Annotated in this window: 22 protein-coding genes; 15 read left to right on the forward strand and 7 right to left on the reverse strand. The window is 39.6% G+C overall.

The window, feature by feature from the left end; genetic code table 11:
• Window positions 1-138: 138 nt before the first annotated feature.
• Together msrB and B9Y87_RS02950 are read right to left on the reverse strand one after the other, a co-directional pair.
• Window positions 139-633 carry a peptide-methionine (R)-S-oxide reductase MsrB gene (gene msrB, locus B9Y87_RS02945; protein WP_085495986.1) on the reverse strand — a complete coding sequence of 165 codons (495 nt, stop codon included), beginning with the start codon at window positions 631-633 and terminating at the stop codon, window positions 139-141.
• A gap of 160 nt (window positions 634-793) precedes the next feature.
• Entirely contained in the window at window positions 794-1,357 is a 564-nt protein-coding gene (locus B9Y87_RS02950; protein ID WP_085495988.1) for a hypothetical protein, read from the reverse strand.
• 180 nt (window positions 1,358-1,537) lie between these two features.
• On the opposite strand from B9Y87_RS02950, the gene glgB reads away from it, so the two are divergent.
• From glgB to B9Y87_RS02970, 4 genes are all read left to right on the forward strand, one after another.
• Complete coding sequence (glgB, locus tag B9Y87_RS02955) at window positions 1,538-3,433, forward strand: 1,4-alpha-glucan branching protein GlgB (RefSeq protein WP_085495990.1); 1,896 nt, start codon at window positions 1,538-1,540, stop codon at window positions 3,431-3,433.
• A gap of 98 nt (window positions 3,434-3,531) precedes the next feature.
• Window positions 3,532-5,931 carry a glycoside hydrolase family 31 protein gene (locus B9Y87_RS02960; protein WP_085495992.1) on the forward strand — a complete coding sequence of 800 codons (2,400 nt, stop codon included), beginning with the start codon at window positions 3,532-3,534 and terminating at the stop codon, window positions 5,929-5,931.
• 40 nt (window positions 5,932-5,971) lie between these two features.
• Window positions 5,972-6,781 (forward strand): M48 family metallopeptidase, encoded by an 810-nt coding sequence (locus B9Y87_RS02965; RefSeq protein ID WP_085495994.1) that lies wholly within the window; start codon window positions 5,972-5,974, stop codon window positions 6,779-6,781.
• 77 nt (window positions 6,782-6,858) lie between these two features.
• Window positions 6,859-8,187 carry an MFS transporter gene (locus tag B9Y87_RS02970; RefSeq protein ID WP_085495996.1) on the forward strand — a complete coding sequence of 443 codons (1,329 nt, stop codon included), beginning with the start codon at window positions 6,859-6,861 and terminating at the stop codon, window positions 8,185-8,187.
• A gap of 28 nt (window positions 8,188-8,215) precedes the next feature.
• On the opposite strand, the gene B9Y87_RS02975 is transcribed toward B9Y87_RS02970, so the two are convergent.
• From B9Y87_RS02975 to B9Y87_RS02990, 4 genes are read right to left on the reverse strand one after another with little or no spacing between them, the layout of a single operon-like run.
• Window positions 8,216-8,941, reverse strand: a complete 726-nt coding sequence (locus tag B9Y87_RS02975) for a head GIN domain-containing protein (RefSeq protein ID WP_085496641.1) — start codon at window positions 8,939-8,941, stop codon at window positions 8,216-8,218.
• A gap of 19 nt (window positions 8,942-8,960) precedes the next feature.
• The gene (locus B9Y87_RS02980) at window positions 8,961-10,052 is read right to left on the reverse strand and encodes a DUF4097 family beta strand repeat-containing protein (RefSeq protein ID WP_085495998.1); all 1,092 of its coding nucleotides are present in this window, start codon (window positions 10,050-10,052) and stop codon (window positions 8,961-8,963) included.
• Window positions 10,033-10,593 carry a hypothetical protein gene (locus B9Y87_RS02985; RefSeq protein WP_085496000.1) on the reverse strand — a complete coding sequence of 187 codons (561 nt, stop codon included), beginning with the start codon at window positions 10,591-10,593 and terminating at the stop codon, window positions 10,033-10,035. The genes B9Y87_RS02980 and B9Y87_RS02985 overlap by 20 nt, the downstream gene beginning before the upstream one ends.
• Entirely contained in the window at window positions 10,583-11,146 is a 564-nt protein-coding gene (locus tag B9Y87_RS02990) for an RNA polymerase sigma factor (protein WP_085496003.1), read from the reverse strand. The genes B9Y87_RS02985 and B9Y87_RS02990 overlap by 11 nt, the downstream gene beginning before the upstream one ends.
• 219 nt (window positions 11,147-11,365) lie before the next feature.
• Here B9Y87_RS02990 and lon point away from each other — a divergent pair, with 219 nt between their 5' ends.
• Together lon and cmk are read left to right on the forward strand one after the other, a co-directional pair.
• A complete protein-coding gene (lon, locus tag B9Y87_RS02995) occupies window positions 11,366-13,816 on the forward strand; it encodes an endopeptidase La (protein ID WP_085496005.1) in 2,451 nt (816 codons plus the stop codon).
• A gap of 214 nt (window positions 13,817-14,030) precedes the next feature.
• Window positions 14,031-14,723, forward strand: a complete 693-nt coding sequence (cmk, locus tag B9Y87_RS03000) for a (d)CMP kinase (protein WP_085496008.1) — start codon at window positions 14,031-14,033, stop codon at window positions 14,721-14,723.
• Between the two features lie 105 nt (window positions 14,724-14,828).
• Here cmk and B9Y87_RS03005 read toward each other — a convergent pair whose 3' ends face one another.
• Complete coding sequence (locus tag B9Y87_RS03005) at window positions 14,829-15,206, reverse strand: LysM peptidoglycan-binding domain-containing protein (RefSeq protein ID WP_031442955.1); 378 nt, start codon at window positions 15,204-15,206, stop codon at window positions 14,829-14,831.
• Window positions 15,207-15,468: 262 nt separating this feature from the next.
• Between B9Y87_RS03005 and rpsA the strand changes: the two genes are divergently transcribed.
• The 9 genes from rpsA to B9Y87_RS03050 all read left to right on the forward strand — a co-directional run bounded on the left by rpsA (window position 15,469) and on the right by B9Y87_RS03050 (window position 24,994).
• A complete protein-coding gene (rpsA, locus tag B9Y87_RS03010; RefSeq protein WP_085496010.1) occupies window positions 15,469-17,310 on the forward strand; it encodes a 30S ribosomal protein S1 in 1,842 nt (613 codons plus the stop codon).
• Between the two features lie 285 nt (window positions 17,311-17,595).
• On the forward strand, window positions 17,596-18,135 hold the full coding sequence (pyrR, locus tag B9Y87_RS03015; RefSeq protein ID WP_085496012.1) for a bifunctional pyr operon transcriptional regulator/uracil phosphoribosyltransferase PyrR: 540 nt from the start codon (window positions 17,596-17,598) through the stop codon (window positions 18,133-18,135).
• Window positions 18,136-18,137: 2 nt separating this feature from the next.
• Window positions 18,138-19,064, forward strand: a complete 927-nt coding sequence (locus tag B9Y87_RS03020; protein ID WP_031442959.1) for an aspartate carbamoyltransferase catalytic subunit — start codon at window positions 18,138-18,140, stop codon at window positions 19,062-19,064.
• A gap of 7 nt (window positions 19,065-19,071) precedes the next feature.
• Window positions 19,072-19,404, forward strand: coding sequence for a ribonuclease Z (locus B9Y87_RS03025; RefSeq protein WP_085496014.1), 333 nt, complete (start codon window positions 19,072-19,074; stop codon window positions 19,402-19,404).
• 145 nt (window positions 19,405-19,549) lie between these two features.
• Complete coding sequence (locus B9Y87_RS03030; RefSeq protein WP_085496016.1) at window positions 19,550-20,455, forward strand: ribonuclease Z; 906 nt, start codon at window positions 19,550-19,552, stop codon at window positions 20,453-20,455.
• A 289-nt stretch (window positions 20,456-20,744) separates the two neighbouring features.
• A complete protein-coding gene (gene pdxH, locus B9Y87_RS03035) occupies window positions 20,745-21,392 on the forward strand; it encodes a pyridoxamine 5'-phosphate oxidase (RefSeq protein WP_085496018.1) in 648 nt (215 codons plus the stop codon).
• A gap of 134 nt (window positions 21,393-21,526) precedes the next feature.
• Window positions 21,527-22,009: a SixA phosphatase family protein gene (locus B9Y87_RS03040; protein ID WP_085496020.1), complete on the forward strand. Its 483-nt coding sequence runs from the start codon at window positions 21,527-21,529 to the stop codon at window positions 22,007-22,009.
• A 2-nt stretch (window positions 22,010-22,011) separates the two neighbouring features.
• Window positions 22,012-24,090, forward strand: coding sequence for a polyphosphate kinase 1 (ppk1, locus tag B9Y87_RS03045; protein WP_085496022.1), 2,079 nt, complete (start codon window positions 22,012-22,014; stop codon window positions 24,088-24,090).
• Window positions 24,091-24,106: 16 nt separating this feature from the next.
• On the forward strand, window positions 24,107-24,994 hold the full coding sequence (locus tag B9Y87_RS03050) for a Ppx/GppA phosphatase family protein (RefSeq protein WP_085496024.1): 888 nt from the start codon (window positions 24,107-24,109) through the stop codon (window positions 24,992-24,994).
• Window positions 24,995-25,005: the final 11 nt, after the last annotated feature.

The following is a 25,005-nucleotide window of genomic DNA, read 5'->3' on the forward strand; positions in this document are numbered from 1 at the left end:
ATGAAGTGGCAAAGTTACAAAACCATACTGAATCCACACAGAGGCCATTTTAAATTAATTGGAATAAAATAGGCTGGCCCGTATGTAGTTGCTGGCCAGCCTTATGATGAATATAATTTGCTGAATTGCGGCCCTACCTTATTTTTTCGGTACAAAGTTTAGGGCAGCACCGTTAATGCAATGTCTCTTACCAGTGGTTTCTCTAGGTCCATCGTTAAAAACATGTCCCAAGTGTCCCCCGCAGGTGGCACAATGTTCTTCAGTCCTGGCATAGCCCAGATCATAATCAACGTCATAGGCCACATTTCCCTTTATCTCCCTGTCAAAACTGGGCCAGCCCGTTCCGGAATCAAATTTGTGTTCACTTTTAAAAAGTTCGGTTCCACAGGCCGCACAGGTATAAACACCTTTTTGTTTATTGTTCAGCAACTCGCTGGATCCAGGGTTTTCCGTACCTGCCTTTCTAAGGACATAGAACTGCATGTCTGTAAGCTGTTTTCTCCACTCGGCCTCGGTTTTGGTGACTTTAAACTGCTCCTTTTTTTTGGTATCCCCTTTAGGGGCCTCCTTTTCCTGCGAGGTTCCCTTGCATCCAATAAGAACCACACATAGTGCGAATAATATTTTTTTCATAGCGTATCTTAATTTATTGTACTTCCCACATTTAGACGAAGTGCGATTGGCTTCCTTTCATCAATTCACTTACGTCAATTCCTGAATTAGGGTTTCAATGTATAAAAATAGCCCTTATTTCCTTAAGGAATTAAGGGCCAAGTACATATTGTAACAAAGTTTAATCCAATGTAAATCGTTTTACATCTTTTTCTTCAACGCCTATAGTACTCATGACTGCATTAATATTGGATTTGTCCAATTTGGAACCTGCCAACTTTTCTGCGGGTAAAATGGCTATTCTAAAAACCTGGTTTTGGGTATCTGCCGAAGTAAGGGTGCCTAAGTCAAAATCACCATCCAGGAAAATACTAACGTCCAAGAAGGTGTGGTCATAGTTGTATTGTAAAATTCCTTGATTTAATAAAACGGTTTGTGGTAAAAGACGCCAAACATCAATAGGAGGCTCGTTTCCACCATCAAGCTGCTCCCATAAAATATAAACCAAAACGACATCGGTTTCAAAAACCTCTACAGTTTGTGGAAATTGATATGTTATAGAGTAATCGCTCGGGTTAAAATCGCCCTCAATATCGATAACGGTTCCCAAAATGTTTACACCGTCCAGGCCATCATCTCCGTCACGTCCATCTAAACCATCAAAGCCAGGAGGGCCTGCAGGTCCTTCACAGGAGATAAAAAATAAAGCAATAAATGCGCCGAGTAATAAGGTAACTTTTTTCATAATATTTATTTTAGTGTTTAATCAAAATCTATAAATGTTATTGTATTTTTATTGTAGTTTCAAAAAGCGTTCCATTTTTTATATCTATACTTGCAAAGTTAGGTTTTAGGGAAAACTTGTTGTTCGTATATCCAAATTACGGAACAAAGTTGTCCAAATAGTACACTAAATAACGTAATCATGACCAAAGTAGTATCCCATAGTTTATTTACAGATTTTGATATAAATCTATTTAAGGCGGGCAAACACTTCAAATTATATGAAAAGTTAGGTTCACATCTTATTGAAGTCAATGGGGTAAAAGGCACTTATTTTGCAGTTTGGGCTCCTTCGGCCCGTTCCGTTTCAGTGGTGGGCGATTTCAACAATTGGTACGAAGCTGACCATAAGCTGTATGTGCGTTGGGATGGTAGTGGTATCTGGGAGGGATTTGTTCCCGACTTGGGAAAAGGTACTTTGTACAAATATGTTATTCACTCTACAAATCATGGCGTGGTTACCGAAAAGGCGGACCCTTTTGCCCGAAGCTGTGAACATCCACCTATGACGGCATCTATAGTGTGGGAGGACAAACATCAATGGGGAGACGAAAACTGGATGAAATCCAGAAAGGAGAAAAATGCGCTTAACAAGCCATTTGCTGTATATGAGGTCCATTTGGGATCTTGGAAGAGAAAATCGAACAATGATTATTTGACCTATTCGGAATTGGCCGAAGAATTGGTGAACTACGTTAAGGAAATGAATTTTACCCATGTGGAGTTTATGCCCATCATGGAATATCCGTACGATCCATCGTGGGGATACCAGTTAACAGGCTATTTTGCCCCTACTTCTAGATTCGGAAAACCTGAAGGGTTTAAAGTATTGGTAGATGCATTGCATCAAAATGGAATTGGGGTTATCCTGGATTGGGTGCCCTCGCATTTTCCTGAAGATGCCCACGGTTTGGGGTTTTTTGATGGATCCCACCTTTATGAGCATCCCGATAGCAGAAGGGGATATCATCCTGATTGGAAAAGTTTGATATTTAATTATGGGAGAAATGAGGTAAGGGCATTTCTGATCAGTAATGCCATGTTTTGGTTGGATCAGTTCCATGCAGATGCACTTCGTGTAGACGCCGTAGCATCCATGCTTTATTTGGATTATTCCAGGGATGAAGGTCAGTGGGAACCCAATATATACGGCAATAACGAGAATTTGGAGGCAATTTCATTTATACGGGAACTCAATGAAACCGTTTATTCCAATTTTGAGGGGATACAGATGATTGCGGAAGAATCCACCTCTTTTTCTATGGTGTCCAAACCCGTAAGCATGGGAGGCCTTGGTTTTGGAATGAAATGGATGATGGGTTGGATGCACGATACCTTGGAATACTTTAAAAAAGAACCCATTTATAGGAAACACCATCAAAACGACCTTACCTTTAGTGCTACCTATGCCTTTACGGAGAATTTTATGTTGCCCTTTTCCCATGACGAAGTGGTTTATGGTAAACGATCCCTATTGTATAGGATGCCAGGAGATGAATGGCAGCGTTTTGCCAACCTAAGATTGCTTTTTGGGTATATGTATACCCATCCCGGGGCCAACCTGATATTTATGGGAGGCGAATTTGGTCAATCTTCCGAATGGAATTTTCAAAAAAGTTTGGATTGGCATCTCTTACAATATGACTTTCATATTGGAATCCAAAATTTGGTGAAGGATCTAAACAAATTATATCAGGAGTATCCAGCCCTATACGAGAAACAATTTAGTCCAGAAGGTTTTCAATGGATAGATTACGGGGACCATCAAAATTCCGTCCTTACCTATATTAGAAAAGGAATTGATCCTAAGCAGAATATCTATATAGCCTGTAATTTTACTCCGGTACCTAGGAAAAATTATAGAATGGGGGTTCCAAAATCAGGACAATTAAAGGAAATTTTCAATAGTGATGACACAAAATATGGCGGTACGGGGATGAAAAACAGCGCATTGAAAATAGGGAAAACCGCATGGCATGGATTTGATAAGTCCGTGGAAATCACCATACCACCACTCGGAGTGGTCGTTTTTAAGTGATTTTAGGTATTATAATGCCAACGGAATATAATTGCAGCGCTTATCATTTCTTTAATTCATATGAATGTATTTTTTTTGTATTCGAAAATTAACCGCCCATGATCACTAATACTGAACTTGAATACAAAGGCAATTTATACCCCAATACAATTGTTGAATTTCATAGGGACACGGACAAATTGTATTTTACCACCTCCAACGGGGTCATTTTGGAGTTGACAATTTTGCGGGACAGTATATTGAGGTTTAGGTATGCGACCGAAAATATTTTTGAACCAGACTTTTCATATTCCATCAGTGAAAATGTTAGCATTGGGTTTAATCACCTTAAGGTGGAAGAGACTGCTACAGAGTATTTGGTGTATACGGCCAAACTAAAAGTGCTTTTGGATAAAAAGACGTTGAGAACCCAAATTTCCGATCTTGATGGCAATATTATTAATGAGGATGAACTTGGTTTTCATTGGGAGGAGAATTATGAGTTTGGGGGGAATTCTGTAAAAATGAGCAAGATTACCCAAAACGCCGAAAGTTTCTACGGTTTGGGGGATAAGGCAACACATTCCAACCTTAAAGGGAAACGTGTAAGCAACTGGGTAACGGATCAATACGCCTATGGAAAGGATCAGGATCCTTTATATAAGGCAATTCCATTTTTTATAGGCTTGCACAACAATAAGGCCTATGGGATTTTCTTTGACAATACCTTTAAGACGAATTTTGATTTCGCGCATGAGCGGAGAAATGTAACCAGTTTTTGGGCAGATGGGGGAGAGATGAATTATTATTTTATCTATGGACCCCAAATGAGCCAAGTGGTCAAAGCCTACACCAACTTAACGGGGACGCCAGAGTTGCCACCAATGTGGGCTATGGGTTATCATCAATCCAAATGGAGCTACTATCCGGAGAGTAATGTTAGGGCTATAGCCAAGAATTTTAGGAAAATGAGGATTCCTTGTGATGCCATTTATTTGGACATCGATTATATGGACGGATTTAGGTGCTTTACTTGGGACAAATCGCGTTTTCCAAATCCGAAAAAGATGATTTCCGATCTGGAGGAGAAAGGGTTTAAGACGGTTGTGATGATAGATCCGGGGATAAAGATAGATAAGGATTATTGGGTATATCAAGAGGCTATTGAAAACGATTATTTCTGCAAACGGGCCGATGGTGCTTACATGAAAGGCAAGGTGTGGCCGGGAGAGTGCAATTTTCCAGATTTTACCAATCCAACGGTAAGGGAATGGTGGGCCGAACTTTATAAGGAAATGATGTCGGAAATTGGTGTGCATGCCGTTTGGAACGATATGAATGAACCAGCGGTTATGGAGGTGCCCACCAAAACGGCACCTTTGGATACCCGACATGATTTTGATGGACATCCATGCTCCCATAGAAAAGCCCACAACGTTTATGGAATGCAAATGGTCCGTGCTACCTATGAGGGTATTAAAAAGTATGTATATCCAAAGAGGCCTTTTGTAATTACCAGGGCAGCATTTGCAGGGACCCAAAGGTTTTCTTCTACATGGACCGGCGATAATGTGGCTACATGGGAACATTTATGGATTGCGAACGTGCAGGCTCAGCGTATGTGTATGAGCGGATATTCGTTTGTAGGTTCGGATATTGGCGGGTTTGCGGAACAACCTAATGGCGAACTATTTGCCAGATGGATTCAATTGGGGGTTTTCCATCCGTTCTGTAGGGTGCATTCCAGTGGTGATCATGGCGATCAGGAACCATGGTCCTTTGATGATGAAGTAACCAACATTGTGCGGAAGTTTATTGAATTGCGCTATCAGCTTTTGCCTTATTTGTACACCATGTTCTATAGGTATTCCAAAGAAGGGGTGCCCATGTTGAAGCCATTGGTACATTTTGATCAAGAAGATCACCAAACACATTTTAGGACCGATGAATTTATATTTGGGGAACAAATTCTAGTTTGTCCGGTACAGGAACCAAATGCCCAGGGGCGTAGAATGTACCTGCCAAGGGGCATATGGTATAATTATTGGACCAATGAGGCCGTAGTTGGTGGTATGGAGAAATGGGTGGTGGCCGGTTTGGATAAAATTCCAATCTTTATTAAAGAAGGTGCCATGATTCCAAAATACCCTGTGCAACAATACGTGGGTGAACTTGAAATCAAGGAATTGGTTTTGGATGTATACTATAAAAATGGTGTAGAAACGTCAACCGTTTATGAGGATGGCCAGGATGGCTACGATTATAAAAAAGGCAGATACAGCCTTAGAAACTTCAATTTAAAAGGAAAGCCTAATGAACTTCTTATTCAACAGTTTAAGGATGGAAGTTTTATAACCTCCTATGAAACCTTTAAAATGAATCTTCATGGGCTACCCTTCAAAATAAAGAAAATTCAAGTAGATAATGAGTTTGTGGATCTGAAAGATGTCAAGTTAAACGGTAACAATAATATACATGTCAGCAAGGATTTTACTTTATTGCACATTATTGGTGCGTAATTTTTTTGTAATTTTCGGGGAATAAATATCTAATCTTAAGATGAAAAAAATAGTTTTAGCAATAATGGTCTTTTTAGGGGTTGTAGCCTGTAAGACCAATCCTTTTACAGGGCAAAAGGTTTTGAACTTTTACCCCAATAGTCAACTTTTTCCAACGGCTTTTGCCCAATATGACCAATTTCTTGAAGAGAACAAGGTAATTACCGGAACGGACGATGCAAGAATGATCACCAAAACTGGTCAGCGTATTGCAGCGGCTGCAGAACGTTGGCTAACTGCCAATGGTTATGCGGGATACCTTAAGGATTACAAGTGGGAATATAATCTGGTGAATGATGAAACGGTGAATGCCTGGTGTATGCCTGGAGGTAAAATAGTATTTTATACTGGAATACTTCCAATATGCCAAGGAGAGACGGGAGTGGCGGTAGTAATGGGCCATGAGGTGGCCCACGCCTTGGCAGACCATGGGGCACAAAGGATGAGTGCCGGCACTTTGCAACAATTGGGGGCAGTGGCCGGTAATGTAGTGATACAGGATGAGCAAAAAAGAAATATTTTCAATCAAGCATATGGAATAGGATCCCAGGTCGGGGTAATGCTTCCTTTTAGCAGAAGCCATGAAACTGAAGCGGATAGGATAGGTTTGCAAATTATGGCCATTGCAGGCTATAATCCGGATGAAGCGGCTGAACTTTGGAAGAGAATGAAGGCCAATAGTGGCGGTAGTGCACCACCAGAGTTTTTAAGCACCCACCCTTCCAATGAAACCCGTATTGCCAACCTTACGGAATGGGCCCCTTTAGCGAAAAAAGAAGCGGCTAAATTTGGCATAACCTCTTTTCAATAGTGATAAGTGAAATAAAAATAAATAAGTACTAATTTCAATTGGGAAGCTGCTCTTAATAGGAGTGGCTTTTTTTGTTTATGAGTCGAATCCTACCTGTTAAAGGCAGTAAAAAGTTATTGAATGCGTGGGCATTCTATGATTGGGCCAATTCTGTCTATAGCCTTGTAATTTCTTCCGCTATATTTCCTATTTTTTATGGAGCTTTATTTAGGGTGGCCGGGATAGAAAAGGTGGTGGTATTTGGTGGGGAAATTGCTAGGGCGCCCCTTATTAGCTACGTTACCTCGGCCGCATTTTTATTTATAGCCCTGATAACACCAATTTTATCCGGTATTGCGGATTATTTGGGAAACAAAAGACTTTTTATGAAATTGTTTTGTTATCTGGGAGCCTTGTCCTGCATAGGATTGTACTGGTTTTCCTTGGAGCAAATTTATTTTAGCCTGATTTGTTATTTTTTTGGATTGGTGGGATTTTGGGTAAGTTTTGCCTTTAGTAACTCCTACCTTCCGGATATAGCTTTTCCTGGACAACAGGATGGGATTAGTGCAAAAGGATTTTCACTGGGTTATATTGGGAGCGTTATTTTATTGCTATTAAATTTGGCAATGGTCATGAAGCCCAATCTCTTTGGGATCGAATCCGACGCTGGCGGATTGGCGGAAATCAAAGCTATGAGATATTCCTTTCTAACCGTAGGCTTGTGGTGGATAGGGTTTTCGCAGTATAGCTTTTATTTTCTGCCCAAAGGGTTTAAAAGGGAAGGGGCACGGAAACATATAATCCTTAATGGTTTTAAGGAACTAAAAAATGTGTGGCATCAAATGGGAGGGCAAATAAAATTGAAACGATATTTGGCTGCCTTTTTTATCTACAGTATGGCTGTACAGACCGTGATGCTGATAGCCACTTATTTTGGGGAAGAGGAGATTCAATGGAATTCGGATTCCGAAAGAACAACAGGATTGATTGTTAGTATTCTTCTTATTCAGCTTGTTGCCATTGCTGGGGCAACACTTACCGCCAAGGCATCCAAAGCCTTCGGCAATATTGGGACACTTATTGTGGTGAATATACTTTGGGTGTTGATTTGCATTTATGCCTATTTTTTGATTACGCCTTTGGATTTTTACATAGCTGCGGGGTGTGTAGGTGTTGTCATGGGAGGGATTCAGGCACTTTCCAGGTCTACCTATTCCAAATTTTTACCGGAAACCACAGATACTGCATCTTTCTTTAGTTTTTATGATGTGGCGGAAAAGATAGGAATTGTTATAGGTACTTTCTTGTATGGTTTTGCTGCCCAATATTTTGGAAGTATGCGATATGCCATTATTTTGCTTGGATTGTTTTTTATGGCAGGCGCATTTCTACTGACCAGGGTTGTTAAGACACGGGAAATTTAAGTTCTTAATCTTAAGGGAGTATTTCCGTTTAATGCTGGGTTATGTCTCCAGATCCTGAAACCTTAGTGCTTATTTTTTCAGGATTGCCCCAATAATCTATGTCTCCCGAACCAGAAACTTGTGCGTTTATTGCGTTATTGGCGGTTACCTTTACATTTGCAGAGCCAGAAACTGTGGCATCCACATTTTCGGCAATTAGGTCATAGGCATTCATATTGCCCGATCCTGAGATGGATACGGTTAAATGGGTTGCTTTTCCGCTTAGGGCCATATCCCCGGAACCGGACAAACTGGCGTTTATGGAATTTACATCCAGTGCCAAGGCAATGTCCCCTGAGCCGGACATAGCGATTTCAAAATGATTGGCCATTAATGTTTTTCTGCCAACAATTTCCCCGGAGCCCGATAAGCTCAAGGCCGTAATGCTTTCTACAGGAATGGTTGTGGAAACCCCTTTTTTTCTGGAAGATGGATTTAGATTATATCCGTTTTTTACTTTTATCGTTAATTTATTGCCGGTTACTTCGGTTATAATATGGTCCAAGATATTTTGTTCTCCCACCAAAGTAAGCATACCTTCCTTACCATCTACCAATTCAATATGGAAGAAACCTGAAATGGCAATTTGATCGTAGTCCTTTATTGATCTCTCTAAGGTAACCTGATTGCCGTTACCGCTTATTTTCTCGTTTCTTTGGGCACTAATGCAGCCAATGACAAATAGACTTAATAGGCCAAGTGTTATATGTTTCATCTTTTTTACCTGTTTACTATTATTTTTTATAAAATGAAATCCCTCCGTATTCACTGTTAATGGTCATTAGATTACCACTATTTTGACTTCCGTAATAGCCCTTAAAATAATTTTGATTGGATCTTTCATTGCTAATGTTTATTTCAAATTCATCCTTTCCACTTACTCCCGCATATTTGGTATCAATTTCAAAATTGAAATGATACCCCGGGGAGTACCCTATTTTTATGCCGGTATAATCCGTATTTATCCGAATGTTTTTGGCATCTGGTGCCATCTCGTCAATTTTCACGGACCCGTAGCTGGATTTTATATCCACGTTACCGTGAATGGTTCCCAGACTTACATTTATATAATCTCCGTTGCCTTGGACGTTTTGTGCTTCCTTTATTTCCAATTTACCATAATCGCATACATAGGACAGGTCTTTCATAGATTGGACCGAGGCATTGGTGTAGTCGGCAACGATATCTAGGTTCCCTGCCTTTTCAATGGTAAAGCCCGAATAATCGGCATTAATTTTACCACTGTTGATGTATCCTATGGTAGATTTAGACGTGTAATCGAAGGATAATTGGTTGTTTCTACCGTGTAGTTCCCCTATTTCCAATCGGCCATAGTCGCAACTAATTTTGGCATGGCCGTCTATTCTGTCCAAAATAATGCTGCCGTAGTCATTACTAAGATTAACGCTGTTCTTTATGGGGATCTTTACCGTGTAGTTTACCTGCATATTTACATTGTTGCTATTGCCCCAATTCCATCCCCAACTATTTTTACTCTTGTTAAAGATGGTGGTGGCGGAGACCATAGTACTGTTGCCCTCAAAATCCACGTTGATTTCATCCAGCTTGCGCTGTACCTTATCTTCGTTGTCCCCTGAGGTCTTGATATGAACCTCTATGGTTACCCGGTCCTGGTTCCAGGAGGAGATGTTTAAATTTCCATAGCTATTGTTGATTTTCAATAAGGCGTCCAAATTTACTTTGTATTCTTTTTTAATGGTTTTCTCCTTTGTATACTTGCCTCTAGGCATATCATTCTTGGAAAAGGAACTAATTGGTACAAGCCATAACAGGGCGATTATATATCTAAGCCGTAATATTTTCATTTTCGTAGTTTTTTAAATTTTTAATTTCTTCAATTTGTTCCAGTACTTCATTTAATAGATCTATTCTGGTCTGAAAATTGGTGATCATGGCACTTAATATTAGTTTGCTATTGCCTCCATCCAATAGATCCTGCTCCATCTTTTTGTAATCATTGTCCAAGTTTCTAAGTTGGGTCATGGTGTCGGCAATTAATTTTTGAGTTTCGGGTGTACTTTCTTTTTGCATTTTTTTTACCTGGTCCTCTATGACACTGGCAAAGTAGTTTTCGGTATTGCTTATTTCCGGAGAAATTTTGGAAACCTGCTGCTGTACGCTTGGGGATGTGTAAAGGAAATTGAATCCTAGGCTGCACAATATTAGTAAGGCAGCGGCTATGGATAGTGGCTTCCAACCGAAAAGATTCCTTTTGGTTTTTGTTGACGCCTTCGAAGTGGCTTCCAATTTTGCCAGAAACCTTGATCGGTGTCCATCTGCCGGTTCCGCTGTATCAAAGGAGTCCTTTAATTCCTCAAACAGTTTTTCTATATGATCAACTTCCATGGTATTCGGTATTTAATTTTTGTCTTAGGCTATCTTTTGCCCTGGATATCAATGTCCTACAATTGGCGTAACTCAATTTCATTATTTCGCATATTTCTTCGTAATCGTATCCTTCAATTAAATGTAAGGTCAAAGAAATTCTGTAATTGTCTTTTAACAGCTTCATGGTTTCAATCACTTTTTGAGCCTTTAGTTCAATCATTCCATTATCTGGGACATATCCATCATTGTCTTCGACCTTGTACAGTACATTTCCAAGATCTACTTCCTGGCGTTTCAATCTCTTTTTATATTGATGAATACTATTGTTTACCACAATTCGCTTTAACCAGGCCCCAAAGGAAACTTCACCCTTAAATTGGTCCAGTTTGGTCAGTGCACTTAGTAGGGATTCCTGCATTACATCTTCTGCAATGGCACTGTCTTTTACAATCCTATAGGAAACATTGTACATTCCTTTGTAATAGCGATTGTAAATTTCTAGTTGCGCGTTACGGTCCCCCTTTAGGCACAATGGTATCAACTCATCAATATGTCTCTTTTCTAGGCTCAAAAAGGTATTGGTTTGCTTAATAGATGAGGTAATTTATGGAATGTTACAGTTTATTTATAAAAAGATTTTCTTTGTTGGCATAAGAATTGCCCAAATAGAAATGAAAAGGAAATGTTAGAATCCCCAACCTCCTGATTATTATAGGGAAAGGAGGTGTATAATGGATTAAATATAAATTATTTCTCTGTCTTTTAATGACAGAATGACCGAAATTAGAATATGGCTAAAACAAAAAACATACAATTTGACACAATGTCATTGCACGGGATCGATGAGGATGCGGAATTAATACCCTTAATGACACCTGAGGATGAGGAGGAGATCAATAATGAAAAGTTGCCCGAAACCTTGCCTATATTACCCTTGCGCAATACTGTTTTGTTTCCTGGCGTAGTAATTCCGATTACTGCAGGAAGGGATAAATCCATTAAATTGATAAAGGATGCCAATAACGGATCAAAGGTGATTGGTGTAGTAGCGCAAAAAGATGAGGAAACGGAAAATCCCGGCGTAAAGGATATCAATACGTTGGGAACGGTGGCGAGAATATTAAGGGTTTTACAAATGCCCGATGGAAACACTACGGTAATCATTCAGGGTAAAAAGAGGTTTGAGGTGGCCGAGGTGCTTACGGAAAAGCCTTACATTACAGCTACCGTGAGAGAAACTACCGAGGTTAGACCTGTGCGTGACGACAAGGAATTTAGGGCAATTATAGATTCGATTAAAGAACTGTCCTTGCAGATTATAAGGGATAATCCCAATATCCCCAGTGAGGCTTCGTTTGCTATAAAGAATATTCAGAGTGATTCTTTTTTAATAAATTTTGTTTGTTCCAACCTTAACTTGAGCGTAAAGGACAAGCAGGAATTACTGGAAATAGGAAGTTTACAGGATCGTGCTTTAGCTACCCTTAAATATATGAACATTGAGCTTCAGAAATTGGAACTGAAAAACGATATTCAGTCCAAAGTGAGAAGTGATATGGATCAGCAGCAACGGGAGTACTATCTTCATCAGCAAATGAAGACCATCCAAGAGGAATTGGGTGGGCTTTCTTATGAAGAGGAAGTGGATGAGATGCGGAATAAGGCCAAAAAGAAGAAGTGGAACAAGTCCGTTGCCGAACATTTTGAAAAGGAATTGGCCAAAATGCAGCGGATGAATCCTCAGGTGGCAGAGTATTCCATTCAAAGGAACTATTTGGATCTGTTTTTGGAGTTGCCCTGGAACGAATATTCCAAGGATAAATTCGATTTAAAAAGGGCCCAAAAGATATTGGATAGGGACCATTATGGTCTGGAAGATGTTAAAAGAAGGATAATCGAATATTTGGCGGTTTTAAAATTGCGAAATGATATGAAATCGCCCATCCTATGTTTATTTGGACCTCCAGGGGTTGGTAAAACCTCTCTGGGAAAATCGGTAGCGGAGGCTTTGGGAAGGGAGTATGTGCGTATTTCATTGGGTGGCCTAAGGGACGAAGCCGAGATTCGCGGGCATCGTAAAACCTATATAGGGGCTATGCCCGGTAGAATTATTCAAAGTCTAAAAAAGGCCGGTAAATCCAACCCCGTTTTTATTTTGGATGAAATAGACAAACTGTCCAATAGCCATCAAGGTGATCCATCCTCTGCAATGTTGGAGGTTTTGGATCCGGAACAGAACAATGAGTTTCATGATAACTTTTTGGAAATGGGCTACGACCTATCCAAAGTAATGTTCATTGCTACGGCCAATAGTTTGTCCGAAATACAGCCTGCCCTTAGGGATAGGATGGAAATTATACACGTAACCGGCTATACCATAGAGGAAAAAGTAGAGATAGCCAGGAGGCACCTATTGCCCAAGCAGCTAAAGGAACATGGTCTTACCGTAAAACATTTGAAAATTGGCAAACCTCAATTGGAAAAGATCGTGGAAGGCTATACCAGGGAATCAGGGGTTAGGTCCCTGGAGAAACAAATTGCCAAGATGGTAAGGCATGCTGCCAAATCTATAGCAATGGATGAGGAGTACAACCAAAAGGTTTCCTTTGAGGATATTGAAAAGGTTTTGGGGCCTGCTCGTATGGAAAGGGATAAGTACGAAAATAACGAGGTGGCCGGTGTGGTCACGGGATTGGCATGGACTAGTGTTGGTGGGGATATTTTATTTATTGAGTCCATCCTGTCAAAGGGAAAGGGCAACCTGACCATTACGGGTAACTTGGGCACGGTGATGAAGGAGTCTGCCACCATAGCCATGGAGTATATTAAATCCAATTCGGATAGGTATGGAATAGATTCTGAAGTATTTGATAAGTACAATGTTCATATTCATGTTCCGGAAGGGGCTACCCCAAAGGACGGTCCCAGTGCTGGAATCACCATGTTAACCTCTTTGGTATCCCTGTTCACCCAGAAAAAAATAAAAAAGAGCCTGGCAATGACGGGAGAAATAACCTTAAGGGGAAAAGTGTTGCCTGTTGGGGGGATTAAGGAAAAGATTTTGGCTGCAAAAAGGGCAAAAATAAAGGAGATCATTCTTTGCGAGGATAACAGGAAGGATATTTTGGAAATTAAGGAGGACTATTTAAAGGGGCTTACTTTTCACTATGTAAACGATATGCAGGAGGTGATAGATATTGCCATCACCGATGAGTCCGTTAAAAATCCAAAGCAGTTGTAAAGAGATTGATTTTAATGAATTTAAAGGAAGTGCCTACTAGAAAAATAGTAGGTACTTTTTGTTTTTTAGGGAAGCTGTGGCCATTTGATAAAAGTTTTGGCAGGATCTGAATGATGCCTGGGAGTTGGAGTTTGAAAGTATTCCCCTGTCAAAATGGTAATATTAAGGCTTGTCTATATGTTCCAATTGAGCAATTCTTACTATTTTTAGACCCATGGGAAAGATTACTATAGCTATTGATGGATATTCGTCTACCGGAAAAAGCACAATTGCCAATCAGTTGGCAAAGGCATTGGATTATGTTTACGTAGATACCGGGGCCATGTACAGGGCGGTAACACTTTTTGCTATGCGAGAAGGTTTTATTGGGGGTGAAAATGATAATCTGAATGGCTTGGTCGATGTTCTTCCCAAGGTAGATTTAAAATTTGTCTACAATAAATCCCTTGGGTATTCAGAAATGTATTTGAACGGGGAGAATGTGGAGAAGGAAATCCGCACCTTGCCGGTTTCCCAACAAGTAAGTAAGATTGCTACAATTGAGAAGGTAAGGTTAAAATTGGTGGGGATGCAACAGGAAATGGGCAAGAAAAAAGGAGTTGTAATGGATGGTAGGGATATAGGTACCGTAGTCTTTCCCGATGCCGAATTTAAAATTTTTATGACGGCTTCACCAGAAACCAGGGCGTTTAGAAGATATAAGGAGCTTTTGGACAAAGGCGAGAAGGTCTCATATGACGAAGTGTTGAAGAATGTCCAGACCAGGGATTATATTGATTCCCATCGCGAATTTTCACCCTTAAGAAAAGCGGATGATGCCATAGAATTTGATAATAGTGACATGGGATTAAAGGAGCAATTGGAACGCATTTATAATTTTGCACTCCGTAAAATTGAAGGAAAATAAATTTCTTTTTATTGATCTTCTAAATATCAATTCGGGCGTAGTTGGGATGTTGTTGGCCTTAATGGCTTCAATCCCAACTACGCCCGAAGTTAATTTGTGATTCCCTTAGTTGGGGATAACCAAGACTTGGTCTGGATGAATAACATCCGGATTTTTCAGGATATTGGTATTTGCTTCAAAAATTTTCTTGTATTTCATTGGGTCGCCATAGTATTTTTTGGCAATCTTGCTAAGGGACTCCCCACTTTTTACGGTGTGTCTGTGATAAACACTTTCGTCTGCAACGGTAATGTTGGCTTTAATATCCGACGGATTTTCACCGCCCAGTTCCTTTATTTTATCCCACAAAAGGTTTTTCTCGTACTGGGTTGCCGCCTGTCCTTTTATTTTTAGAATACCTGCTTCCTCTTTTACGTCACCATCCTTTATTTTTAACTGTTCGCCAAGATTCAGGACAGCTTGATATTTTGCTTTCACACTCATAATCGTATTTTTTAATGGTTAAAATTTATGGTTTCAAGATAGGGATTATTGGTCAAGTTTTCATCGATTTTTAGAAAATAGTCAAGTAATTGACACTCATCTCATTTTTAGGTTTGTAAAACCATTTTTTAGTTGTATTTTTGCACTCCTTTTTTAGCAAAGCATCGAGAGGAAAAAGGGACGAAAAGAAAATCAATATAACTTCTTCCGTGGTAATTGTTAGCTCTTGTTACTCCATGGAATACAAATTAATAATCAGCAAATGGCTGAAGAAAAAACAACAGTTGAGGTAGAAGAAACTACCGAGGCTACACAAGAAACAAAAGTAGAAGCCCAAGCGCAGGATCCAAAAGAGTTTTTGGAAAATTTTGATTGGGACAAGTACGAGCAAGGAATAGAGCGCGTTGATGATTCCAAATTAAAGGAATTTGAAAACTTGGTCGCTGAAAACTTTGTAGATACTGCAGATGAAGAAGTAGTACAGGGAACAGTAGTGTACCTTACGGAACGTGAGGCGATTATTGATATCAATGCCAAATCTGAAGGGGTTATTTCACTGAACGAATTCCGATACAATCCTGACCTTAAGGTTGGAGATAAGGTAGAGGTGTTGATCGATATCCGCGAGGATAAAAGTGGACAGTTGGTACTTTCACACAGAAAGGCAAGAACTATTATGGCTTGGGATCGTGTAAATGCGGCTCATGACAAAGAAGAGATTGTTAGTGGTTTTGTAAAATGCAGAACTAAAGGTGGTATGATCGTCGATGTTTTTGGAATTGAGGCGTTCTTGCCAGGTTCACAAATAGATGTTAAGCCAATCCGTGATTACGATCAATATGTAAATAAGACTATGGAATTTAAAGTGGTTAAGATAAACCACGAATTCAAAAACGTAGTTGTATCGCATAAGGCGTTGATCGAGGCCGATATCGAAGAGCAGAAAAAAGAAATCATCGGTCAATTGGAAAAAGGACAGGTTCTTGAAGGTGTTGTTAAAAACATTACTTCTTACGGTGTCTTTATTGATCTTGGTGGCGTAGATGGATTGGTACACATTACCGACCTGTCTTGGAGCAGGATCAACCATCCAAATGAAGTGGTGGAATTGGATCAGAAATTAAACGTTGTTATCCTTGACTTTGATGAGAACAAATCTAGAATCCAGTTAGGTCTTAAGCAATTGGAGAAACATCCTTGGGATGCTCTTAGCGAAGACATTAAAATTGGAGACAAAGTGAAAGGTAAGGTAGTGGTTATTGCCGACTACGGTGCATTTATCGAAGTTGCAGAAGGTGTTGAAGGATTGATCCACGTTTCTGAAATGTCTTGGTCTACGCATTTACGTTCCGCTCAGGATTTCGTAAAAGTTGGTGACGAGGTAGAGGCTGTTGTATTGACCTTGGATAGGGAAGACCGTAAAATGTCTCTTGGAATTAAGCAATTAACTCCGGATCCATGGACCGACATTACTAGCAAATATCCTGTTGGATCCAAGCATAAAGGTATAGTTCGTAATTTCACCAATTTTGGTGTGTTTGTTGAATTGGAAGAAGGAATAGACGGGTTGATATACATTTCCGATCTTTCTTGGACCAAGAAAATTAAGCATCCATCCGAGTTTGTAACCGTAGGTGATACTTTGGAAGTTGAGGTATTGGAATTGGATGTTGAAGGTCGTAAACTAAGTTTAGGACACAAGCAGACTACAGAAAATCCTTGGGATAAGTACGAAACTGAATTTGCATTGGATACAGTTCACAAAGGAACTATCTCTGAAATAGTGGATAAAGGAGCAACCATAGAATTTAACGAGGATATCGTTGCCTTCGTACCATCACGTCATTTGGAAAAAGAAGATGGCAAGAAATTGGTAAAAGGTGAAGAGGCCGAGTTCAAGATCATTGAATTCAATAAAGAATTCAAAAGAGTTGTAGCTAGCCACACCGCTATCTTTAGGGAAGAGGAACAACGCAATGTAAAAGCTGCCGTTAAGAAAGCTGCAGCCTCTGCTGATGAAGCTAAACCTACTATAGGTGATGCCAATGAAGCATTGCAAGCATTGAAAGATAAAATGGAAGCTAACGACAAGAAAAAGAAGTAAGCTTTTAGATTATTTGTATAAGGAAGCCCTGACATTTGTCAGGGCTTTTTTTTTGTTCTAAAAATTTGAAATTTCCATGCTGTATAAAGTAGAAATAGGGAGTAGTTTAATTACGGGGTTATCCGTGCCCGGAAGGTTACATAAATTGCAACCCGTGGGTTCTCAAGGAATTATGTGCCAGTTAAAATACTTATTTCTGTTAAGTTGTGGTCTTTTGTCTTTACGGCGCCAATATTAAATAGAAATCCCTACTTTTGTAGTTCAAAAGCATTGGCCAAATCATCTATGAGTCAAAAAGTATTACTTTCTTCCAAAGAAATAAATATTATCCTGCATCGCCTGGCCTGTCAATTATTAGAAAACCATCTCGATTTTAAAAATACCGTTCTTATAGGGATACAACCTAGGGGAATATTTTTGGCTTCCCGCCTGGCCAAGATCCTTAAAGAGGATTATGGGGTGAAAAACATCGATTTGGGATTTTTGGACATCACATTCTATCGTGATGATTTTAGGAGAGGTGATAAGACTTTGGAAGCCAATAAGACCAAAATTGATTTTCTTGTAGAGGATAAGAAAGTGGTCTTTGTGGATGATGTTCTTTATACCGGTAGAAGTATAAGGGCAGCCTTAACGGCCATACAGTCTTTTGGAAGGCCGTTGGAAATAGAATTGTTGACATTGATCGATAGGCGTTTTAGTAGGCATTTGCCTATTCAGCCCAATTATAGGGGGCGGCAAGTAGATGCTATAAATGGTGAAAAAGTTAAGGTAATGTGGGAGGAAAATGATGGGGAGGATGTAATATATTTAGTAAAGACATAGGTATGGGCGAATTAAGTGTAAAACACTTGTTGGGAATCAAGTATCTGAAAGAATCGGATATTCAGCTCATTTTTGAAACTGCAGATCACTTTAAGGAGGTGATTAACCGATCCATCAAAAAAGTTCCTTCCCTACGAGATATTACCATAGCCAATATATTTTTTGAAAACAGTACACGTACACGACTTTCCTTTGAGTTGGCGGAAAAGAGGTTGTCCGCAGATGTTGTTAACTTCTCAGCAGCACAGTCTTCGGTCAAAAAAGGGGAGACCTTGATAGATACGGTCAATAACATTCTTTCCATGAAGGTGGATATGGTGGTAATGCGCCATCCCAATCCTGGAGCTGGAATATTTCTTTCCAAGCATGTAAAAGCGTCTATTGTCAATGCCGGTGATGGCGCCCATGAACATCCCACCCAAGCCTTGTTGGACTCCTATTCCATTAGGGAAAAATTGGGAGACGTAGCGGGAAAAAATGTGGTCATCGTGGGGGATATTCTTCATTCAAGAGTGGCACTTTCCAATATTTTTGCCCTGCAATTACAGGGTGCCAACGTGAAGGTCTGTGGGCCCAAAACATTGCTGCCCAAACATATAGAGTCTTTGGGCGTCACCGTAGAAACCAATTTGCGAAAAGCGCTGAATTGGTGCGATGTAGCCAATATGCTGCGTATTCAGAATGAACGGTTGGATATTAGTTACTTTCCTACAACAAGGGAGTACACCCAGCAATTTGGGGTAAATAAGGCCTTGTTGAACAGTTTGGACAAGGAAATTGTAATAATGCACCCGGGTCCCATTAACCGTGGAGTGGAAATAACCAGTGATGTAGCGGATTCCAAACAATCCATTATATTGAACCAGGTAGAAAATGGGGTAGCCATACGTATGGCAGTGATTTATTTATTGGCGTCAAAAATTAAATAATAGGTCTATGATTTTGGATAAAGAAGGGAATGTAACTACGGTTCTTCAAGAAAATATCTCATTAAGCAAGTTTCTTGCCAATTTTAAGGATGTGTATCCTAAGATTAAGAACGATCATATTATTGTAAATCTTTTTTCATTTTCCAAACTGACTTCCAATGATGTTTTGGAATTTTTGGAACTCTCCGATGCCCATCGAAAAACCAAAAAATCTTTCGTTTTGGTAACCGGAAAAGTATCCTATGATGAGGTTCCGGATAGTATTTGTGTGGTGCCTACGATTCAAGAGGCAAAGGATATTATAGAAATGGAGGAGATTGAAAGGGACTTGGAACTTTAAGTATATATAATTTATAAGTGATAGTGGAAGAAAGATCGTAATTAAATGGGCGGCCACATTTATTGGGTTGTTATTGTCCATTAGGGGTCTTTAAAATATAATAAGGGAATGATCTTCCATTTTCCACTTTCAATATTTCATTTTTATGAAACTAACCGTATTGGGTTGTTATGCAGCAACACCAAGATCTTTGAACAATCCTACATCACAAGTATTAGAGATTAAGAATCAATTGTTTTTGATAGACTGTGGAGAAGGGACACAGGTGCAATTGCGCAAGAGCAAGATTAAGTTTTCCCGAATCAATCATATTTTGATATCACATTTGCACGGGGACCATTTTTTTGGATTGCCGGGGTTGATATCTACTTTTAGGTTATTGGGCAGAACAAATGAATTGCATGTTTATGGTCCAAAAGGAATTAAGGAAGCGATTACCCTATTTCTCAAATTAGGGGATTCATGGACCAATTACCCCCTTGTTTTTCACGAATTGACTTCAACGGAGCCCGAAAGGATTTATGGGGATGATAAGGTGTCCATTACCACAATTCCATTGGAACACAGGGTATATACCAATGGTTTTCTGATTAGGGAACAACTGGCAGAGCGAAAATTGAATGTTAAAGCCGTGGCCAAATACAAAATAGACAAGTGCTATTTTCAGAATATTAAGAGCGGCAAGGACATTGTTTTGGATAATAATACGGTTATCCCCAATGCCTTGTTGACGTTTGACCCTCCAGCTCCCAAAAGTTATGCGTTTTGTAGTGACACGGCCTTTTCCAAAAGAATTATTCCTTGGATACAGAATGTAGACGTGTTATACCATGAGGCTACGTTCTTGGAGACCGAAAAAAGATTGGCCCCGAAAACAAAACATGCAACCGCCAAAGAGGCCGCTACCATTGCCAAAGAAGCCAATGTAGGGATGTTGATATTGGGACATTTTTCCACTAGATATCAATCTTTGGACCTGTTTAAGGAAGAGGCCAAGACCATATTTTCAAATGTGGAACTTGCGGACGATGGTAAGGAGTTTGATCTTTAGTCCAGAGAAATCCCAATAATTTTGTGGCAGAGGTAAAGTGTGTTGATTTAAAGAAGTTTATAATTGATTTGGTGTTTTATGGGCGATGTAAAAAAATGAGCAGGACACGAATCCATGGATAGTTCATCCTTACCTTTTCAAATTCGCACTTAACTTTTGGGATTGATGCTACATAGGGCTTCCTTCGGTTTTTGGAGATTAAAAAAACTACACTTAGTTTTCGTGTTTCAGTTTGTTTTGTGCAATTTTGTATAGTAACTTTTCGCGCTAATAATATCCAAGAGTACTTATGCAAAAAGACCTAGGGAATTACAGGAAATCCTATGAAAAAAGCTCGCTTTCAGAAGAAGTTATTTCGGATAACCCTATGGAGTTATTTCAAAAATGGTTCTATGAGGTCGAGGCATCGGATGGGGTGGATGAACCCAATGCCATGACGGTCTCTACCATTGGCTTGGACGGGTTTCCAAAGAATAGGGTGGTATTGCTGAAAAAGTATACCTATGAAGGTTTTATTTTTTATACTAATTACGAAAGTGAAAAAGGAAGGGCCATAACCCAAAACCCCAATGTTTGCATTTCTTTTTTTTGGCCCAATATGGAAAGGCAGATCATAATTAAGGGTAGGGCCGAGAAAATAGCTGAAAATTTATCTGATGGCTATTTTGAATCGCGACCCGATGGCAGTAAACTGGGTGCAATAGTATCCAAACAGAGCGAGGTGGTCCCGAATAGGGAATATCTGGAGAAGAAATTAAAGGATTTGGAGAAGGAATATGAAAATAAGGAGATAGTTCGTCCCAAATACTGGGGCGGATTTATGGTAAGGCCTGTGTCCATTGAATTCTGGCAAGGACGTCCCAATAGATTGCATGATAGGATACGTTACAGCCTGCAGGCCAATTACGATTGGAAAATTGAAAGGTTGGCCCCGTGAGGCTTGGATAGCGCATTGGATAAGAATGGTAATGGGGCTGTATGAATCAATATGTGGAAAAGGTAATGAACAATTATTAACGCCATCAATTTTTGGTTTTCTTTTATTGAAATGGATTAAAATGTTTTAAACGTATGAAAACGCTAATATTGGTAAGGCACGGAAAATCGTCCTGGGAATATAATGTTTCGGATAGGGATAGGCCCTTAATGGAGAGGGGTATCAAGGATGTTAATAAGGTGGCCAAGGAATTTTTATCCAATTCAATACCTATTGATGCAGCTTATTCCAGTCCTGCCAATAGGGCTTTGCATACGGCAATGATTTTTTTAAGAGCCATAAACTTTCCCTTTACAAAATTTGAACTGTCCAATGAACTTTATGATTTTTCCGGTGAGGATGTATACCGCTTTATAAAAGGATTGAACAATGACAAGGATACGGTAGTTATTTTTGGACACAATGAAGCCTTTACGCATATTGCCAATTCTCTAGGAAACATGTATATTGACAATGTTCCCACTAGTGGATTGGTACAATTAAAATTTGACACAAACGATTGGAGTGCCGTAACAAAAGGAATTACCGCACAGACACTTTTTCCAAAACAATTATAAGAATGATCAAGAGTAAAAATCAATATATAAATAGAGAAATTAGTTGGTTAAGTTTTAATGAGAGGGTTTTACAGGAAAGTGCGGACAAGAATGTTCCTTTAATAGAGCGACTCCGATTTTTGGGGATATTTTCCAATAATTTGGACGAATTTTTTAAGGTAAGGTATGCAACGGTTAAAAGAATTGTAGAAGCAGGCAGAACCGGGAAAAGTGTTCTGGGAGGGGAAACCGCAAAGGATCTACTTGAGGAAATTACCGAAATCGTTATTAAGCAGCAGACCAAAAGCTTAAAAATACTTAGCGATATTGAAAAGGAATTGGAAACCCAGAATATTTTTTTGATCAATGAAAAAAAAATAACGGAATCCCAATGTGCCTTTATTAAAAATTATTTTATTGAAAAGGTCAGTCCGGTCTTAATGACCATAATTTTGAACGACTTGGCCGGCTTCCCTATGCTGAAGGATACAGCGGCCTATCTGGCGGTAAAATTGATCTTAAAGAAACAGCCCGATAGCAAATCCAATTTTAAGGAAAAACGATACGCTCTTATAGAAATCCCTAAAGGTATAGATCGATTTGTGGTGTTGCCCAAGGAAGGCGATAAAAACTATATCATCATTCTCGATGATCTTATAAGGTATTGCCTGGGGAGTATTTTTAATATGTTCGACTATGAATCCATATCGGCCCATATGATCAAAATTACCCGTGATGCCGAGCTGGACATGGACAATGACCTGAGCAAGAGTTTTATTGAAAAGATATCATCAAGTGTAGAGCATCGGAAAATAAGTGATCCCGTGCGTTTTGTGTACGATAAAAGTATTGGTAAGGATACCCTCGATTTCCTAAAGGACAAGATGGACATTGAGGATACGGACAGTGTAATTCCGGGAGGTAGATATCACAATAGGCGAGACTATATGGGCTTTCCAAGTTTGGGCAGAAATGATCTAATGTACGATAAGATATCCCCATTGCCCATAAAAGGAATATCATTGGAAGGCAGCCTTTTTGAGCGGGTTGCCGAAAAGGATTTCCTGCAGTATACCCCATACCAGACTTTTTCTTATATCATTAAGTTTTTAAGGGAAGCTGCCCTAGATCCCAAGGTAAGAAATATCAAGATTACGGTCTATAGATTGGCAGATAACTCCCAGGTGGCGGCATCCTTGATCAATGCTGTAAAAAATGGAAAGCACGTTACGGTGCAGATAGAATTGCAGGCTAGGTTCGACGAGCAGGCCAATATTGAATATGCGGAACAATTACAGGCGGAAGGGGTGAAGCTTATATTCGGTGTACGCGGTTTAAAAGTGCATAGCAAAATATGTCTTGTAGAACGGGAAGAAGGAGCGCATATTAAACGCTATGGGTTTATTAGTACCGGAAATTTCAATGAATCAACGGCCCGTATCTATACGGATTATACCTTGTTCACGGCACATGATGGGGTATTGAAGGAATTGAACAAGGTTTTCGATTTCTTTGAGACTACCTATAAGATCAATAAATACAAACATCTGATAGTTTCTCCCCACTACACCAAAAATGTGTTCAAGAAGTTGATCGATAAGGAAATTCAAAATGCCAAAGCGGGCAAAGAAGCCTATATTAAGATAAAAATGAACAGCTTTACCTCCTATAAAATGGTAGATAAACTGTATGAAGCCAGCAGGGCGGGAGTAAAAATTCAGCTTATTATCAGGGGTATTTGCTGTTTGGTGCCAGGTGTTAAGGGGATGAGTGAGAATATAGAGGCTATTAGTATTGTAGATAAATTTTTGGAGCATCCAAGGGTCTTCATTTTTGGAAACGATGGTAATTCCAAGGTATATATTTCCTCGGCCGATTGGATGACCAGAAATTTGGATTACCGTGTAGAAGTTGGTGTGCCTATTTATGATGCTGACGTTAAACAGGAGCTTCTGGATACTTTCGATATTTCTTGGAAGGATAACGTGAAGGCCAGGATGTTTTCTGAAAGGCACGATAATGCCTACAGAAAGAACAATAATCCCAAAGTGCGTTCACAATTCGCCACCTATGATTATTACCTTAATAAATTGAATTCCTAAATAAAGAACAGCAACTTTGAAAGTAAGGAAATACGCCGCCATAGATATTGGCTCCAACGCTATACGTTTACTTACCCATAACGTAATTGAAGAAGAGGGGAAAGATACCCTATTTAGGAAAAGCGCCTTGGTAAGATTGCCCATAAGGCTTGGGGAGGATGTGTTTAAAAATGGGACTATTTCCAAGCGTAATGAAGAGCGTTTGTTGAATGCGATGAAGGCCTTTCAGCTCTTGATGGAAGTGCATGGGGTTGAAAAATATATGGCCTGTGCTACATCGGCTATGAGGGAGGCAGATAATGGGCCGCTGGTCATCGATAATATCTTAGAGGCTTCAGGGGTACATATTCAACTGATAGACGGGGAAAGGGAGGCTTCCATTATAGCCTCTACAGACCTTAAGAATTTAATAAGAAAGGATGAAGCTTATCTTTATATAGATGTGGGCGGTGGTAGTACGGAGTTCACGGTCTTTTCCGAAGGGAAAATAAAAATTTCGGAATCCTTTAAGATTGGAACCGTTCGGTTACTGAATGGTATGGTAGACGACTCTATGTGGGACCAACTGGAACTTTGGCTTAAGAAACACGTTAAGGGATTGCCCAATCTCTCGATCATTGGTTCTGGGGGAAATATTAATAAACTGCATAAAATGTCGGGCCGAAAGGAAGGGGAGTCCTTGTCCTATATTTGGTTAAGGGCGCAATATCATTTTCTTAAAAGCTTGACTTTTGAGGAAAGGGTATCAGAATTGGGACTGAATCCTGATAGGGCCGACGTTATTATTCCTGCTACCCAAATTTTTGTTTCCTCGGCAAAGTGGATAGGAGCCAAAAAAATTCATGTACCCAAAATAGGATTGTCGGACGGGATTATTAAAACCCTGTACTATAACAAAGACTAATAAATTTTTGG

The sequence above is a fragment of the Arenibacter troitsensis genome, assembly GCF_900177645.1.
In the GTDB taxonomy this organism is placed as follows: Bacteria; Bacteroidota; Bacteroidia; order Flavobacteriales; family Flavobacteriaceae; genus Arenibacter; species Arenibacter troitsensis.

Coding starts and splice junctions, on each gene's coding strand:
- msrB (WP_085495986.1), bottom strand. CDS start 633: ATGAAAAAAATATTATTCGCACTATGTGTGGTTCTTATTGGATGCAAG.
- B9Y87_RS02950 (WP_085495988.1), bottom strand. CDS start 1,357: ATGAAAAAAGTTACCTTATTACTCGGCGCATTTATTGCTTTATTTTTT.
- glgB (WP_085495990.1), top strand. CDS start 1,538: ATGACCAAAGTAGTATCCCATAGTTTATTTACAGATTTTGATATAAAT.
- B9Y87_RS02960 (WP_085495992.1), top strand. CDS start 3,532: ATGATCACTAATACTGAACTTGAATACAAAGGCAATTTATACCCCAAT.
- B9Y87_RS02965 (WP_085495994.1), top strand. CDS start 5,972: ATGAAAAAAATAGTTTTAGCAATAATGGTCTTTTTAGGGGTTGTAGCC.
- B9Y87_RS02970 (WP_085495996.1), top strand. CDS start 6,859: ATGAGTCGAATCCTACCTGTTAAAGGCAGTAAAAAGTTATTGAATGCG.
- B9Y87_RS02975 (WP_085496641.1), bottom strand. CDS start 8,941: ATGAAACATATAACACTTGGCCTATTAAGTCTATTTGTCATTGGCTGC.
- B9Y87_RS02980 (WP_085495998.1), bottom strand. CDS start 10,052: ATGAAAATATTACGGCTTAGATATATAATCGCCCTGTTATGGCTTGTA.
- B9Y87_RS02985 (WP_085496000.1), bottom strand. CDS start 10,593: ATGGAAGTTGATCATATAGAAAAACTGTTTGAGGAATTAAAGGACTCC.
- lon (WP_085496005.1), top strand. CDS start 11,366: ATGGCTAAAACAAAAAACATACAATTTGACACAATGTCATTGCACGGG.
- cmk (WP_085496008.1), top strand. CDS start 14,031: ATGGGAAAGATTACTATAGCTATTGATGGATATTCGTCTACCGGAAAA.
- B9Y87_RS03005 (WP_031442955.1), bottom strand. CDS start 15,206: ATGAGTGTGAAAGCAAAATATCAAGCTGTCCTGAATCTTGGCGAACAG.
- rpsA (WP_085496010.1), top strand. CDS start 15,469: ATGGCTGAAGAAAAAACAACAGTTGAGGTAGAAGAAACTACCGAGGCT.
- pyrR (WP_085496012.1), top strand. CDS start 17,596: ATGAGTCAAAAAGTATTACTTTCTTCCAAAGAAATAAATATTATCCTG.
- B9Y87_RS03020 (WP_031442959.1), top strand. CDS start 18,138: ATGGGCGAATTAAGTGTAAAACACTTGTTGGGAATCAAGTATCTGAAA.
- B9Y87_RS03025 (WP_085496014.1), top strand. CDS start 19,072: ATGATTTTGGATAAAGAAGGGAATGTAACTACGGTTCTTCAAGAAAAT.
- B9Y87_RS03030 (WP_085496016.1), top strand. CDS start 19,550: ATGAAACTAACCGTATTGGGTTGTTATGCAGCAACACCAAGATCTTTG.
- pdxH (WP_085496018.1), top strand. CDS start 20,745: ATGCAAAAAGACCTAGGGAATTACAGGAAATCCTATGAAAAAAGCTCG.
- B9Y87_RS03040 (WP_085496020.1), top strand. CDS start 21,527: ATGAAAACGCTAATATTGGTAAGGCACGGAAAATCGTCCTGGGAATAT.
- ppk1 (WP_085496022.1), top strand. CDS start 22,012: ATGATCAAGAGTAAAAATCAATATATAAATAGAGAAATTAGTTGGTTA.